Genomic DNA, 14,695 nt, shown 5'->3' with positions numbered 1-14,695 from the left:
ATGAGCGAACCGAAAGTATTCCTGCTGCCCGACCTCGGCGAAGGCCTGACGGAAGCCGAACTGGTCAACTGGCTGGTATCCGTGGGCGACGAAATCCGTGTGGACCAGCCCATCGCTGAAGTGGAGACGGCCAAGTCCATGGTGGAAGTCCCATCCCCGTACGCCGGCACGGTGACGGTGCTCCACGGCGAACCGGGCCAGACGCTGGATGTGGGCAAGCCGCTGATCTCCGTGCTTCCGGCTGGCTCGGTGGCCAGCGCGGATGATGCCGCCCCCGCCCCTTCGCCGGACGGCATTGCTGCAAGCAGCACGCCGTCCGGCTCCGACAGGCCCGATGCCACTCCCGGGGCGGCATCATCCGCGCCGGCTGCTGCTCAGGCCTACCGCGAGGAGGAGAAGGCTGGTTCCGGAAACGTGCTGATCGGCTACGGCACTCCCGGCGGCAACAGCCAGGCGCGGCGCACTCGGGCTCCGCGAAAGGAGGCCCCGGGGGTGGACGACCTCTCGCTGCTCCGTACTCGCGTCCCGGGCAAGCTCGGCGCTGTCATTTCCCCGCTCGTCCGGCGGATGGCCCGTGAACACGGCGTGGACCTGGGCAACGTTCACGGCTCGGGTGACAGTGGACTGATCATGCGCCGGGATGTTGAAGCGGTCATCAGCACTCCGGTGGTTGACGCGAGGCCGGTGGTTGAGCCGGAGCGCGTGGTAAGCGAAACCCAGGGGGATGCCGATTCCCGCACAGGTCTTGGCATTTCCTCCCGGACGCCCGTCAAGGGTGTCCGGAAAGCCGTTGCCGCCAACATGTCCCGCAGCCGCGCGGAGATCCCTGAGGCCACTGTCTGGGTGGACGTGGATGCCACCGCGCTGGTGGAACTCCGGGCAGGCCTCAAGAAGTCCGATCCGCACAATACGCCGGGGCTGCTCGCGTTCATCGCGCGTTTTGTCACTGCTGGGTTAAAACGATTCCCGGACCTCAATACTCGCATCGAAACTGCTGCCGACGGCTCTCAGGAGATCGTTGGCTTCGCCGGGATCAACCTGGGCTTCGCGGCCCAGACGGACCGTGGGCTGATGGTCCCCTCGGTACGCAACGCGGACAAACTCAGTGCCCGCGAACTGGACGCGGAGATCCGCCGGCTCACCGCCGTCGTACGCGAAGGCAAAGCGACGCCGGAGCAACTGGGCAGCGGCACCTTCACCCTGAACAACTACGGGGTCTTCGGCGTGGACGGCTCGGCTGCCATCATCAACCACCCCGAGGTGGCCATCCTGGGCGTGGGGCGCATCATGGACAAGCCATGGGTGGTGAACGGGGAACTCGCGGTCCGCAAGGTCACCGAGCTGACGCTCACGTTCGACCACCGTGTCTGCGACGGCGGCACGGCAGCCGGATTCCTCCGGTTCGTGGCTGATGCGATCGAGAACCCGGGGTCGGTGCTCGCGGACCTCTGACCCCCGCCCCACCCCACTAGGTAACAGCAGATGTCGTTATGAGCCTCCAAAACGAAATCTGCTGTTACCCAGTTTGGGGCACCACTGCTGGCGCTGCCGTGAAAGTGACCCCTGCGGCTTCAGAGCGGCCGGTCGGAGTACCAGTAGCGCTTGGTGACGCTGTTCGTAGCCATCACCACGATCCCGGTCGAGCGGTTCACGGCCTGCTTTGTAGTGGTGACGTCATTAACGTGGTCCGAGGCGCCGTCTTGGATCACCGGCGTTCCGCGGCCCGTGCCGAACACCGGGCTGTCCATTGAGGCCGTCTTCTCGTAGATGCTGCCCGTCGCGCCGATGTAGGCGCAGCCACTCGCGGACGGGGCGGTGAGGAATACATGAACCTTGTTATTCTGTGTGTCCAGAAGAAGTTGGGGTCGCGTGACGCAGTCGCCGACGGTAGCAATGGTGGATTTGGTGAACGAGCCGGTACCGGGTTTGAAAACGAGCAGCTGTAACTGCGGCAGCGACTTATCCGAGGACGTGGTGTCCAGGCTGGTCTTGGCTGCTGCGTAAACCCTTCCGGACGGGTCCGCGAGAAGCGCCTTGAGGTTCAGGTGGTCATCAGCCTGCCCTTTGCCCTGAATGGCCGGCTGCATATTCCAGGACGAAGTAGCCGTTGGCGAGGTGCCGTCGGTTCGGGTTGCCCACCACATGCTTCCGGTGCGTTGGTCGCTCCACATCACGCCGATCTTGTTCTTTGCGTAGGAAACCACAGCAGAAATGTCGTCGGGCGCAGGGCGGGGGTTGGACACGGGAAGGACAAAGGGTGCTGGCCAGCTCGTGCCGCCGGGTGCGGACGCATTGACGTACACGGTATTCGTGAATCCGGAGGTGGAGTTTCCGGCGACCTGGGTCCAGGTGGCCCAGATGGCACCGGTGGAGTCCCTGTCGATGGTCATCGATTCGCTGCTGTTGTTGGTGATAGTGGTCGGGAATCCGGCATCGCGGGTGTATTTGCCGGCCGTGTAGCTGTAGCGGTACAACTTGGCAGGCTGGCCGGAAATCGAGGCTTTGGTGGTTCCATCGCTGCTTATCGTCACCACGTGGGAAGCGATGTAAAGGTGGGAGCCGTCCCAGAGGGTATCGGCGAGTGTGCTAGACCGGCTGTCGTTCAGCACGCCGGTATCGACCCACTTGTGTGTGCTGCGGTCCAAGCGAAAGATGTGCCATCCACTTCCTGTGGTCCACATGTCCGCCCACCAGGAACCGTCGTTGAACCAAAGCTTGCTCTGGGGCTTATCCGAGGTTGGCGGGTTGGCCACCCCTGAATAGGCGATGCTCTGGTAGCCGTATGTGGTGGCCGCCTGCGCGGCCGGGGCCGAGGCAACCATCAGTCCGGTAACGGCAAGGCAGAAGGCGAGGATCTGGCCCAGGAATCGCTTGGTATCTGATTTCATGACGGCTCTCCATGGCGCTGATTGAAGTAACCGGCGGCTGAGACCATGCTGCCAGGGTGTGGGTAGGACGAGCCTAGGCTTCACCAACAAACGTGGCAAGGGATTTTGCCCCAGGAGGGGGACAGGGTTAGGGGTTAGGGGCTGGCACCTTCAGGTTGGGGGGCCTGTTTAGTACCTGGTGGACCTGGAGGATCTCCGGGCGCAGCACTCACTTAGCGTCGAGGCGGGCACATCCTCGGAAGGCCGGGCCGCCGTCGCCCGTGCCGGGACTGACGCAACGCTCATCGCCTACGGACCATCTGTGCCTACGGCGCTTGCGGCCGCAGCTGCTGCTGCGGAGGAGGGGCGCTCGCTGGAAGTCATCGACGTCCGCTCCATCGTGCCGTTCGACGACGAGACAGTGTGCGCGTCCGTCCGGAAGACCGGCCGGGCCGTGGTGATCGCGGAAGCGCAGCCACTGTCTGGGTGGACGTGGATGCCACCGCGTTGGTGGAACTGCGGGCAGGCCTTAAGAAGTCCGATCCGCACAATACGCCGGGAATATGGCGTTCATCGCTCGGTTTGTCACGGCTGGGTTGGCCATCCTCGGAGTTGGCCGGATCATCGACAAACCGTGGGTGGTGGAGGGGGAACTGGCCGTCCGCAAGGGCACCGAACTGACGCTGACCTTTGATCACCGCGTGTGCGACGGCGGCGCCGCGGCCGGGTTCCTGCGGTTTGTTGCTGCCGATCGAGAACCCGGCGTCGGTGCTCGCGGACCTGTGAAAGCGCGGGGCCTGGTTCTCCTCCACGCCAACTTCGGTCTCGTGAATGCCGCGAACGCAGAGGCGTCTCTCGATATGAGTGACGATTCAAGAAGCATCGACTCAGGGATGGGGAGTAATTGTCACAATGGTGATCACTCGGGTTCCCGGGCCGTAATGCCAGAAAATACGCCATGCAGAAGGAGTGTTGTTCTCCACGTATGAGTCCCAAACCTCTTCGCCGTTAGTACCGGCCATGGATGAATACTTGTGTGAATTCAGTCCTGGATGGGACGGATTGGTTTGGAGCCGGCCAAGTGCCCTGCGGACCTTCTTCAGCTTCTTTTCCGCGTGGCCATCACCAGTCAATGCTTCCATCTGCTCGGCCGCTACGCGTGTGAAGCGCAGATCGAATGGTTCTGTCACTCGTCGTCCTGATCGTCTGCGTACTGGCTGAAGTCACCCAGGCTCGTGGTCTCGTTGGCAGCGGACTGGAGGAGGCCGAGGCTGACTGCCTCGCGGATTTGAGCGTTCTCCCAGATCAGCAGTTCCCGTTTCGGGATGGAGACGAGCGGAGTTAAGAGGATTTCGCCGTCGTCGTTTACCGCAACGGCGTAGCGATCGTCCCTGCGCACCCCGGCCTTGCCGACGGCGATCCTTGAGCGTTCGTCGGCGCTGACTTCCCCGACCGGCACAAATTTGGCAGCGCTGTCCACGGTTTCCTCCCACATGGTTCCTGCATGAATTCTTTGATGATCATACGCCCTGCTCGGGGATTTGCCCATATTCCCATTTACTACCTGGCCTCGTTGTCCCTTTGGAGCCAGGACGAAGTTCGGTTCCGACGCCTGGACAATGTGAAAAGCGTTTAAAAATCCGGTGGAGATCTTGGGCTTCGCGGCAGCAACCTGGGTTTCGCGGCCCAGGCGGACCGCGGCCTGATGGTCCCCTCGGTACGCAACGCGGACAAACTCAGTGCCCGCGAACTGGATGCGGAGATCCGCCGGCTCACCGCCGTCGTACGCGAGGGCAAAGCGACGCCGGAGCAGCTGGGCAGCGGCACGTTCACCCTGAATAACTACAGTGTTTTTTGGGGTTGACGGATCTGCGGTCATCATCAACCACCCCGAGGTGGCCATCCTCGGAGTTGGCCGGATCATCGACAAGCCGTGGGTGGTGGACGGGGAACTTGCGGTCCGCAGGTCACCGAACTGACGCTCACCTTCGAGCCCCGCGTGTGCGACGGCGGAACGGCTGCCGGGTTCCTCCGGTTCGTTGCTGATGGCATGGAGAGCCCGGGAGCTGCCCACCAGCACTCCTACCCGCATCGTTGCGGGGCTCACCCGCGCCCTGAGGTAAACACAGCCCAATCATGTCAAACAGATTTAGCCGCACGGCGGCGCGCCGCGACTGCTCGCCGGGCTTCCCGAAGATCAGCGAGAGTTTCGTCCATATCTCGTCTTCTGAGTTAATGGCCACTGATGTATCGTCGGCGTCTAGTAACTTCACGAGCGTTGGCCGGCTGATTCCGAGAAGGTCCGCTGCCTCCTGTGTTGTCAGTGTGCGGCTCTGCGGCGAGACGGTTACCGCCAAGCCTTGGCTCATTGCGTTCACGCCGTGAAGGCCAGCGCTCGAGTGCCGCCGTGTCGGTAAACAAACTCAAACGTTCCTTTAGCGCAGCTAACACAACATGGGAGTACCATTGGGGTGGAAGGGAGCGTTTCTTGGTTAACGACACCGCAGAGCTGCTGGGCGAGCACCTGAAGCAATGGAGAATCCTGCTTGGCCTCAGCCAGGAGCTGGCCGCGGACCGGGCCAATCTCTCCATGCCCACGCTGCGCCGCATTGAACGGGGCGACACTGGCGTCAGGCTGGGAAGTGTCCTGGCCCTGATGGAAGTGCTCAATCTGACCGAGCGGCTCACCGAGGTGTCCGATCCACTGAGTACCGATCTGGGGCGCATGCGCGCGCACCTCCTTGACCGCCAGCGCGCCAGGAGGACCCAATGAGCCACGAAGTGTGGGTGGACGAAGTCCATGTAGGTGACTTCTCAGTGGACGTACGCCCTGGTTTCCAGAAGCCCTCGATGACCTTCACCTACCTCGACGGGTGGCTTGCGAACGCCGATGCCTTCGCCATCTCTCCGGACCTGCCCCTGCAGCGTGGGCCGCACACGCCTGCCGCGCACAGAACCACCTTCCTCGCCTTTGACGACGCCGCCCCTGACAGCTGGGGCCGCGATCTCATCGACGCACGGCTGCGGAAGAAAGCCCGCGACGACGGCGTTAGGTTCGCTTCGCCGTCGGAGATTGAGCTCCTGCTCGCCGTTGACGACGCGACGCGCCAAGGCGCCCTGCGCTTCCGCAAGGACGGGACCTTCCTCGCTCAGCAGCACTGGCGGGCCGGGATCCACGAGATCCCCATGCTTGTCGATGCAGCCCAGCGGTTTGCCGAGAACGGCGAAATCGACGACGACGTCAGCGAACTCATCGGCGTCGGCTCCTCGCCCGGAGGCGCCCGGCCAAAAGTCTGGGTGCGCGACGAAGACGGCGAGATGCACCTGGCCAAGTTCCCCCGCACATCCGATGTCACTGATGTCTCTGCCTGGGAGCTGACCGCGATCAGACTGCAACGCCGTGCCGGTATCCAGGTCCAGGAGTCCTCGGCGGTCCCCCTCACCGAGGGCCGCTCTGTGTTTCTCACCCGGAGGTTCGACCGGAAGGCCGGACACCGCATTCCCTACATGAGCTTTCGCAGTGCCTTCGCGCTGGCCCAGCACGAGCACCCCGACTACGCCACGCTCGCCAAGAGGGTCGCTTCGATCTCTGCGAGCCCTTCCGCCGATGCTGCCGAGCTCTTTTCACGGGCAGTGTTCACGGTGATGGTCAACAACATAGACGATCATATGCGCAACCATGGCCTGCTCCATATCGGAAATGGCTGGCGCCTGGCACCATCGTTCGACGTGAACCCATCAAGGGCCGGCCGCTCCGACGTACGCCTCACACCAGAGGATGATGCCGGGGACCGGGACATCAGGCTGCTCATCAAACATGCCGACGACTTCAGGCTGACCCAGAATCAAGCAGTCCAGCGAATCCGGATTGTGGATGAGGCCGTCTCTCACTGGCGAGAGGACGCCCGTTCATCCGGCGTTCGCCCTGACGCGCTGGACTTCATGGCGCAGGCTTTCGAGGGGGCGCATCGGGATCGCGCCACCGGCGTGCGCGACAGCAGCCCGACCATCATCGACCTGGCGACGGGCGGCCAGACAGGGCTTCCCGGTGAAGTCTGGGTAAATCCCCACACCAGAAACGGGCGATTCATCGAGGGGCATTTCAGGCGCGGGGCGCAGTAGGGGAGGGTGGTTGGGGCGGCGCGGACAAACTCAGCGCCCGTGAACTGGACGCGGAGATCCGCCGTCTCACCGCCGTCGTACGTTCCTCAGGTTACCCCCGTGCCCGCGGAGGACACCGAGCTGATGGTCCGGAGCGGAACGGTCGTAGCGCGGTCATTGGGTGACGAGCTGTTGCGCTCGCTGGTGTGAGACGCCAAGTACCGCGCCGATGTCGCGGACGGTGACACCCTGCCGCTTCAGGACCATGGCCGCCTCGTGGCGTTCCTTGGCTGATGCCGCCTTCAGCTCGTCGGACCTGGCAGCAAGCTCACGGGCTTCGCGGAGATGGGCTGCGACTTCAGGCGTGTCGAAGGTGACCTCGACGTCGAAGTCGGATTCGGGGCGTCCCGTGATCATGGCCGCCAAACCGCGGACCATTTCGGGGATCTCGGCGAGTTGTGCACCTCCGCGTCAGATGGCTTCCTCTGCATGCTCAGCGCACTGCACCGTCGCGATCAGCCGGCCACCGCCGTCGGCCTTTACATAGTGGGTCACGTGGTTCGTGATCCTGCCGCATTCCTCGCAGAAGCACGTGTGTTGTTTTGTCTGCATAGCGAAATGTTACGCAGGTCGATGGATTTAAGGTGGGAAATCGGCCAGTAATGTGGATCTCCACATGCGGCCCCGACCGCGTCCCGCATCCCGGGAACTCCAAGGGCCCGAGGGTAGAATCGGGGCCAAGAAGAACGCAGTCGCTTTCCGGAGGTACGGAGAAACAATGTCAGAATGGCTCGACGTCGGCGCGGACAACTACGTGCTGGTCACCGAAGGATCACTGTTGAACACCGGCCTGATTGTGGGCTCGGAACGTGCCATGGTGATCGACACCGGCTGCGGGCCGCGGCAGGGGCACGAAATCCTGGACGCCGTGCGGGAGAAGACCGACCTGCCGCTCGTGGTCGTCAACACGCACGCCCACTACGACCACTTCTTCGGCAACGCCGTGTTCGCGTCCGACGGCGCCACAGAGTTCTGGGCACACGAAAACTGCGCCCGGGAGATCGACGACCACGGGGACCTGCAGCGCCGGTTCGTAGGAACACTGGAGCCGGAGATGTCCACCGGCGAGGGCGAGAACGTGGAACTGGTGGTGCCCAACGCCATCGTCAAGGACCAGCCCGTGCTGGTGGACCTGGGCGGGGTGACCGCAACCCTGTTCCACCTGGGCCGCGGCCATACCGACGGCGACCTCCTGGTAGGTTCCCCCACCACGCTCTTTGTGGGCGACCTCGTGGAGCAGGGCGCGCACCCGTCCTTCGAGGACTCCTACCCGGAGGAATGGGCCGGCTGCCTGCGCCACGTCTCCGCCCTTCGCCACCGCTACGAGTTCCTGGTCCCCGGCCACGGCCAGCCCTGCAGCGATCAGTTCGTCAAAACCATGGCCAACACCATGACCACGGCCGTCCGCCAGGCCCAGCAGTCCATCCGCGAAACCCCCACGGACGCCACCAAGGCCATCCCCATCCTGCCGTACGGGCCCGAGCAGTCGCGCTGGTTCATCAAGCGGCTGCAGGAGACCCGGCCGCTGCACTAATTCCCAGGTCACAGAATACGTCCGACGCGCAACTGCGGTCCGGACCGCGAATGAACGCAGGTCCATATGACATGGCGGTTGGCGCCCTGGCTGAGGTGGTGGGCAAGTCTCCTGCTGCGGTCTCCCAGCACTTGGCGAGGACTGAGGACCCCAAGGACCGAAGGTGAGTACTCCCTAAGTACCCCCAAGTACCAGAGGTGAGTACCTCCCAAGTACTACAGCGCTTTTCCCATGCTTCAAAGTAGGTACCTGTTACTCGTGACACCCGCTTGACCTGAATCCTAGGCTGGTGATCACAGGGCGGCTATGGTCAATTGTGCTGCAGATGCTGCCGTGAATATGGAGTTCAACTCCTGGGAGCAACATTGCTAGACAATGGATTTTTTCACACGGGCGGGCGTGGCACAGGCCGTACGACTTCTGGCCCTCATTTACGCACGGCGCGGGCGAAGCGGCTTCAGGCACTGCTGACAGCGACGCTTCTTGCGCTGGAGGGCGGCCTGGTGGTGGTGGCAGTGGTGCCCGTTGCGGCGTCGGCTGCTGGGGGTGACATGCGCGCTGCCACAAACTGCACGGTGAGCCTGCTCGCCGGCCTGGGTGGCCGCGGCAGCAACGTGATCGCGGCGAGCAGCAACGGGCTGGTGGTCGGCATCGCCGACACTGCCACGGGCGGATCCGCGCCGGTGCTCTGGCGGCAAGGTCGGCCGACCCCGCTGGCAATCCCACTCCAGACCGCGGTCCCCACCTCGGTGAACCAGGCCGGAGTCGTCGTCGGCACGGGGTATGACGACACCCTTCAAATGCTGGTGGGCTGGTGGTGGCAGGGCGGTCAGTACCACCTGCTCCCCGTTGGCCCCGGTGACATCGCGCTCCCGTCGATGGTGTCGGACAGCGGCGTCGTCGTCGGGGCGCTGGTCGCCGACGGGGAGCACTCCGACGGGCCGGGCGCCGACGACAACGAGCGCCCCGCTGTCTGGTCCACGGTGACCGCGGCACCCCGCGAGCTCATGCTGCCCTCCGGTGCGCAGGCCGGTCATGCGTTCTCGATCGGCCCTGACGGTACGATCGGCGGGGTGGCCCTCGCCGAGGGCGGAACGCCGGTCCTGTGGGCGCCGGACGGCACCCCGAAGGCCCTGCCGTCCCTCGCCGGGCGCGGCGGTGTGGTGCTCGCGATCGACTCCGACGGGCATGCGCTCGGCCAGAGTGCCGTCCCCGAGGGAACCCACGCGGTCGGCTGGGACGCCTCGGGCCTCATCACCGACCTGGGCGCAGCGGCCGCCGGCCCCACCTCGAACGCGCTGGCAGGCGTTGCTGGGATCGCTGTCGGATCGGGCAGCACGCCCAACTTCCGCGCGTCGCGACCGCAGGCGGTGATATGGGTGGGCAAGAGCGCGCAGATCCTGCCACCGGGTTCGGACAACCAGTTCGCCGGAGTGTCCGGGACGGCCACCGCAGTGTCACGGCAGGGCGCGACCACCGTTGTTTTAGGGTTCTCCGCGGCAGCCAACGGGCTGCGCCGCGCGACTGAATGGAGCTGTCGATGAGCGGCCACCGGCGCGTGCGCCGCCCACTGCGGCGGGCGCTGGCCGTCCTGCTCGGCGGCGCACTCGTTCTCGCCGGCGCCTACATTTTCGCCACATCGCGGGAGTCCCGGGCCACTGCCGCATCCTCGGTGAGCCTGGGTTTCGCCGGCGACACCGCCGCCACCACGGCGGCGGGGAAGGTGATCGACACAGCACGCAACGCGGGGACCGCTGCGATGTTCCACCTCGGCGACATGTCCTACTCCTCGACCACCCCGGAGTCGTCCTGGTGTTCGTTCGTTACGCAGCACGCCGGGACGATGCCCTACGAACTCCTGTCCGGGAACCACGAGGACGACGGACCTGACGGGCTGTGGTCGAGGTTCGCGGCGTGCCTGCCGGACAGGCTCGGCGTCGCAGGATCCTATGGCCAGCAGTACTACACGGACTACCCGGCCGGCAACCCGCTGGTCCGCGTGATAATGGTCTCCCCGAAGCTGACCTTCAGCGGCACGACCCTGAACTGGTCCTACCAGGCCGGCACACAGGGCTACCAGTTCGTGTCGTCGGCGATTGACGCGGGGCGGGCTGCCGGGATCCCGTTCGTCGTCGTCGGGATGCACATGTACTGCCTGTCGATGGTCAACTACCCCTGCGCCGCCAGCCCTGACCTGATGAACTTGCTGGTGGCGAAGAAGGTGGACCTTTACCTGCAGGCACACGACCACGCGTACGCGCGCAGCTACCCTCTCGCGCTCCGGGGCACCTGTACGGCAATCCCCGTCGGCACCTTCAACCCCGACTGTGTCGCCGACACGAACCCCACTGCCCAGTACACCGCCGGCACCGGGACGATCCTGGCCACCGTGGGTTCGGGCGGGAAGTCGCTCAACAGCGAGAGCAACACGACGACGGCGCCCTACTTCCAGACCTTCATGGGCAGCAACAACAACCCGACGTACGGCTTCCTGAACGTGTCGGTGACCGCCACGACCCTGACCGGTCAGTTCGTCGGCGCCTCGGGCGGGACCTACACCGACCGTTTCACGCTCACCCGGCCGGCGCCTTCGCCGACACCTACTCCGACACCGACGCCGACGCCGACGCCGACACCGACTCCTACGCCTACTCCGACGCCTACTCCGACGCCGACTCCTACTCCTACTCCGGCCTCTGTCCGGTCGACGGCAACCGGATCCGGCGAGCTGACCGCTTCGGGCTCCTACGCGGCCACCCTGCCAGCAGGTTGGCAGCCCGGCGACGTCGTCTTCCTGTTCTCGCAGGTGACCGTGTCTGGGGCAGCGAACGCCACGAACCCCACGGGATGGACGCGGGCAGTCGCCGACTTCACCAGCGCCGGATCCACCTCGGCGCACCAGGCGGTCTGGTATCGGGTCATGCAGTCCGGCGATACAGCGCCGAGCGTGCCTGAACCCGCCTCCCGGTATGCCTGGGCGACGGTTGCCGTGCAGGGGGCAGACGCCACCACGCCGCTGGACGTTACGCCCACCACTGACACCAACGGTGGAGTGCTCTACCCGGTTGTCCGGGCGCCGTCGATCACGCCGGTGACGTCGGGGGCGTTGTTGTTGACCGCACACGGCGCGAGGAACGGCACCAACTCGGCGACCACGACATTCACACCGCCGTCGGGGATGGCTGAGGAAGGCGACGTCACGTCAAGCATTGCGTCCAAGTCGAACGCGGCCATCGAGGTCGACTCCCTCTCGCTGATCGACACGTCCGCCACCGGAGCGAAAGCCGCTACCGCGGCCTCAAGCTCGGGCACAGTCATCAACCAGACCGGCACGGCCATCGTCGTGCGCCCAGCCTCGCACTGACCGGTGCGGGGCCGCGATGGCCGTTGCGGGCATGTTGGCCTGGTCCCTGACCCCGGCAGCGGGGGTGCTTGCGCTCAACCGGTGACCGATAGCTGCGGACAACGGCACACATGACTTGACTTGTCATCAACGTGACCAACGGATAACGTGACCTCTGATCGCATGGGGGATCACTCTAACGTTCGGAGACCGTAGTGGCTCTCATTGACTATGTCCTGGCGCTGTGCGCACTGTTGGGCACGCTGTTGATTCCTTTCTATGCGATGTACCACGTGCTGCGCCGGAAGCGACGCGCAGTGCGGGTGACCGCCACGAGGAGTAACCGCAGCTAGCCATGCCTTACATCGACATCAACCCGCACAAGGGCCGCCCCAAATGGCAGGCCTACGCCATACTTGCCGTCCTTCTGGTCCTTACCGCCGCGGTGGTAATGGCCGCGCTCACCCGCGGCTGACCTCACAATCCCGCCCCAGCGCCTAGACTTACAGACTGAATCAGTCCGTAACGTGCCGCAGAACCTTGTGCCGAAAGTCCTGGGGGGACAGACATGCCCGATCCGGCGGATCAGAACGCACGCCCCATCGCAGATGCAGGGCTACCGCAACCGCCCCGACGACGCCGTGACCTCCGTCGCGCCGACGGCGCCCTTTCGGATGCCCAGACAGGAACCATGCCAGCCCTAACGCCAGATCTCTCCAACACCCCCGACGCCGGCACCCCCGTACCGCGCCGCAGTTCCTGGGCCGAGGCGGCGGCCGCCGCCGACCAAGCCAGTCCCGCGCCTTCTGCCCCCAACACTTCTGTTCCTGCACCCACCCGCCGGCCCGCGCGGCCGCCCGTGACCGCGCAGCCACAGGTACCGCAGGCCGGGCAGTCTGCCGAGCCGGACTCAGGCACCTCCGCAGTGGCGTACGACCGCGACGAAGCCGCGCCGCCGTCGTCGTACGTTCCTGAGGAAGCACCGACGCCCGCCTTCCGCCGCGTCCGCCCCACCGCGGCGGACGTCATCGCCGAGAGCCCCATGCCTGACTTCATCAGCTCCCCGGGCCTGTTTGTGCGCGAACAGAAACCGCGGCCGGTGGGCGGCGTCCGCGGCGCCCTCTACGCGCTAACGGGCGGGGCCTGGAACCTGGGGCCCGGCGCCAAGCAGCGCGAGGAAGACGAACTGGGCCGCCGTATCTCCCGTCAGCTGCAGGGCAGTTTCAACACCGCGGTACTCAGCCTCAAGGGCGGCATCGGCAAGACCTCCACCACGGTGGGCGTGGGCCTGACGCTGGCCGAATTCCGTGGCGACCCGCCCTGCGCCATCGACGCCAACCCGGACTCGGGCGACCTCGTGGAACGCGCACTGGGCGAAGGCATCTACCAGCAGGCCAGCCCGCGCACCATCACGGACCTGCTGGCGAACATCGAAGGCGTTGACTCCCTCACCGCGCTGGCCCGGTACATGCACCACGCCGGCCGGCTGCACCTGATCGCGGGGGAGCAGGACCCGGAGGTCTCGGACTCGCTCACGGCCGCCGAGTACCTGCGGATCCGCAAGCTGATCTCCAGCTACTACTCCGTGGCCCTGACCGACTGCGGCACGGGCGTGACGCACAATGCCATGAGCGGGATCCTGCAGTCGGCGGACAACATCATCATCGCCGCGGGGTATGCGGTGAGCGGGGCCAAGCGTGCCCGCAGCACCCTGCACTGGCTGGCGAGCCACGGCTACGAGGACCTGGCCCGGAACGCGATTGTGGTCATCACGGACAAGGAGGAGGTCTCTTCCCGCGTGGACAAGGACGCCATCGAGGAACACCTCGCCGGGATCTGCCGCCAGCTCATCGCCGTCCCGCACGACAGGGGAGTGGCCGACGGCGACCTGGTCACCCTGGACGTGCTGAAGCCGGAGACACGGCGGGCGTACAAGGAAATCGCGGCGTCGATCGTGGACGGGTACCGGTAGGTCCGTTCCCGCCTCCTTTTGGTGGGCGGGCTAGAACGTCAGCGCAGCGAAGAGGCTGACGGCGCCGAGCAGGACAACTCCTGCGGACAAGGCGAAGACGCCGCCTGCATCGGCGTGGAGATTTTCGGCGTTGATGCCCCGGGAGCTTCGCCGGTACCGGATCCGTTGGGTGGCGAAGATGCCACCGGCCGTGACCACTGCCGCGGCAACAAGGGCTAGAACCAGCGGCCCGTGAGTGGGGAACCAGCGCAGGAAAATGGAGCTGACGGTGAGCAGGGCCAGCAGTGTGCGTCCCCAGGCCATGACGGTTCGTTCGGGCTGGAGCCCCGGGTCCGTATGCACGGACACTGGTCAGCCCGCCAGGATCAGGAAAATGATGAGGCCAGCGGCTACCGCTCCGCCGAGAGCCAGCAGCGGAACCAGCAGCGGCAACGGCAGCGGCGTTCCGGCCCGCATGCTTCGCTCCACCGAGAGCCACCGGGCGGCGGCACCCGCGCTGATCAGCATGCCAAGGACAAGCAACAGGACGGACAGCCCCTCCCGGACGGGTCCGCTGAACAGCCCGCCCGCAAACGCCTCGATCGCGATACCGCCGGCCAGGAACGCCAGCGACGTCCTGATCCAGGCCAGGAACGTGCGCTCGTTGGCCAGGGTGAAACGGGGGTCCGGTTCGGTACCACCCGGCAAGAGCTTGCGGGCCAGCCAGCCGCGCGGTATCGGAGTGGCATCGGATGAGGGCTCGGGCAGTGGGGGCACGTTCCTAGTCTAGGGATGGTGCGGGCCGGTTTCGGTCAGCACCGGCCGGTGGCACAGGGCGG

General features: G+C 65.4%; 14 protein-coding genes and 3 pseudogenes. 11 read left to right on the top strand and 6 right to left on the bottom strand.

The features are described from left to right. Entirely contained in the window at positions 1–1,452 is a 1,452-nt protein-coding gene (locus tag ACQCSV_RS16115; protein WP_354222734.1) for a dihydrolipoamide acetyltransferase family protein, read from the top strand. Between the two features lie 119 nt (positions 1,453–1,571). On the opposite strand, the gene ACQCSV_RS16110 is transcribed toward ACQCSV_RS16115, so the two are convergent. Further along, positions 1,572–2,888 (bottom strand): hypothetical protein, encoded by a 1,317-nt coding sequence (locus ACQCSV_RS16110; RefSeq protein WP_354156344.1) that lies wholly within the window; start codon positions 2,886–2,888, stop codon positions 1,572–1,574. 178 nt (positions 2,889–3,066) lie between these two features. On the opposite strand from ACQCSV_RS16110, the pseudogene ACQCSV_RS16105 reads away from it, so the two are divergent. Both ACQCSV_RS16105 and ACQCSV_RS16100 read left to right on the top strand, forming a co-directional pair. Further along, positions 3,067–3,339: pseudogene (locus tag ACQCSV_RS16105) on the top strand (transketolase C-terminal domain-containing protein); the annotation flags it as partial. A 124-nt stretch (positions 3,340–3,463) separates the two neighbouring features. Further along, a pseudogene (locus ACQCSV_RS16100) lies at positions 3,464–3,653 on the top strand (2-oxo acid dehydrogenase subunit E2); the annotation flags it as partial. A 101-nt stretch (positions 3,654–3,754) separates the two neighbouring features. Here the strand turns inward: ACQCSV_RS16100 and ACQCSV_RS16095 are convergent. After that, on the bottom strand, positions 3,755–4,057 hold the full coding sequence (locus tag ACQCSV_RS16095; protein WP_354156345.1) for a hypothetical protein: 303 nt from the start codon (positions 4,055–4,057) through the stop codon (positions 3,755–3,757). A gap of 473 nt (positions 4,058–4,530) precedes the next feature. Between ACQCSV_RS16095 and ACQCSV_RS16090 the strand changes: the two are divergent. From ACQCSV_RS16090 to ACQCSV_RS16080, 3 genes and pseudogenes are all read left to right on the top strand, one after another. Continuing rightward, a pseudogene (locus tag ACQCSV_RS16090) lies at positions 4,531–4,932 on the top strand (2-oxo acid dehydrogenase subunit E2); the annotation flags it as partial. A 423-nt stretch (positions 4,933–5,355) separates the two neighbouring features. Further along, positions 5,356–5,640: a helix-turn-helix transcriptional regulator gene (locus ACQCSV_RS16085; protein ID WP_354156346.1), complete on the top strand. Its 285-nt coding sequence runs from the start codon at positions 5,356–5,358 to the stop codon at positions 5,638–5,640. Next, positions 5,637–6,989, top strand: coding sequence for a type II toxin-antitoxin system HipA family toxin (locus ACQCSV_RS16080; RefSeq protein ID WP_426938783.1), 1,353 nt, complete (start codon positions 5,637–5,639; stop codon positions 6,987–6,989). Before ACQCSV_RS16085 ends, ACQCSV_RS16080 begins: the two co-directional genes overlap by 4 nt. Before the next feature lie 153 nt (positions 6,990–7,142). Here the strand turns inward: ACQCSV_RS16080 and ACQCSV_RS16075 are convergent, their stop codons facing one another. Together ACQCSV_RS16075 and ACQCSV_RS16070 are read right to left on the bottom strand one after the other, a co-directional pair. Then, positions 7,143–7,406: a hypothetical protein gene (locus ACQCSV_RS16075; protein WP_426938782.1), complete on the bottom strand. Its 264-nt coding sequence runs from the start codon at positions 7,404–7,406 to the stop codon at positions 7,143–7,145. 33 nt (positions 7,407–7,439) lie between these two features. Beyond that, on the bottom strand, positions 7,440–7,580 hold the full coding sequence (locus ACQCSV_RS16070; protein WP_354156349.1) for a hypothetical protein: 141 nt from the start codon (positions 7,578–7,580) through the stop codon (positions 7,440–7,442). A gap of 166 nt (positions 7,581–7,746) precedes the next feature. Here ACQCSV_RS16070 and ACQCSV_RS16065 point away from each other — a divergent pair, with 166 nt between their 5' ends. The 5 genes from ACQCSV_RS16065 to ACQCSV_RS16045 all read left to right on the top strand — a co-directional run bounded on the left by ACQCSV_RS16065 (position 7,747) and on the right by ACQCSV_RS16045 (position 13,877). Then, positions 7,747–8,562, top strand: coding sequence for an MBL fold metallo-hydrolase (locus ACQCSV_RS16065; protein ID WP_426938781.1), 816 nt, complete (start codon positions 7,747–7,749; stop codon positions 8,560–8,562). A gap of 365 nt (positions 8,563–8,927) precedes the next feature. Then, positions 8,928–10,106, top strand: a complete 1,179-nt coding sequence (locus tag ACQCSV_RS16060) for a hypothetical protein (protein WP_426938780.1) — start codon at positions 8,928–8,930, stop codon at positions 10,104–10,106. Further along, the gene (locus tag ACQCSV_RS16055) at positions 10,103–11,926 is read left to right on the top strand and encodes a hypothetical protein (RefSeq protein ID WP_426938779.1); all 1,824 of its coding nucleotides are present in this window, start codon (positions 10,103–10,105) and stop codon (positions 11,924–11,926) included. The genes ACQCSV_RS16060 and ACQCSV_RS16055 overlap by 4 nt, the downstream gene beginning before the upstream one ends. A gap of 194 nt (positions 11,927–12,120) precedes the next feature. Next, the gene (locus ACQCSV_RS16050; RefSeq protein WP_426938778.1) at positions 12,121–12,258 is read left to right on the top strand and encodes a hypothetical protein; all 138 of its coding nucleotides are present in this window, start codon (positions 12,121–12,123) and stop codon (positions 12,256–12,258) included. Between the two features lie 338 nt (positions 12,259–12,596). After that, positions 12,597–13,877 carry a MinD/ParA family protein gene (locus tag ACQCSV_RS16045; protein ID WP_354156353.1) on the top strand — a complete coding sequence of 427 codons (1,281 nt, stop codon included), beginning with the start codon at positions 12,597–12,599 and terminating at the stop codon, positions 13,875–13,877. Between the two features lie 30 nt (positions 13,878–13,907). On the opposite strand, the gene ACQCSV_RS16040 is transcribed toward ACQCSV_RS16045, so the two are convergent. Further along, positions 13,908–14,225: a DUF202 domain-containing protein gene (locus ACQCSV_RS16040; RefSeq protein ID WP_354156354.1), complete on the bottom strand. Its 318-nt coding sequence runs from the start codon at positions 14,223–14,225 to the stop codon at positions 13,908–13,910. A 3-nt stretch (positions 14,226–14,228) separates the two neighbouring features. Beyond that, positions 14,229–14,633: a DUF202 domain-containing protein gene (locus ACQCSV_RS16035; RefSeq protein ID WP_354156355.1), complete on the bottom strand. Its 405-nt coding sequence runs from the start codon at positions 14,631–14,633 to the stop codon at positions 14,229–14,231. Positions 14,634–14,695 lie beyond the last annotated feature (62 nt).

Source organism: Pseudarthrobacter sp. S3, assembly GCF_050156905.1.
Taxonomy (GTDB): domain Bacteria; phylum Actinomycetota; class Actinomycetes; order Actinomycetales; family Micrococcaceae; genus Arthrobacter.
This window is presented reverse-complemented; position numbering and strand designations above follow the sequence as displayed.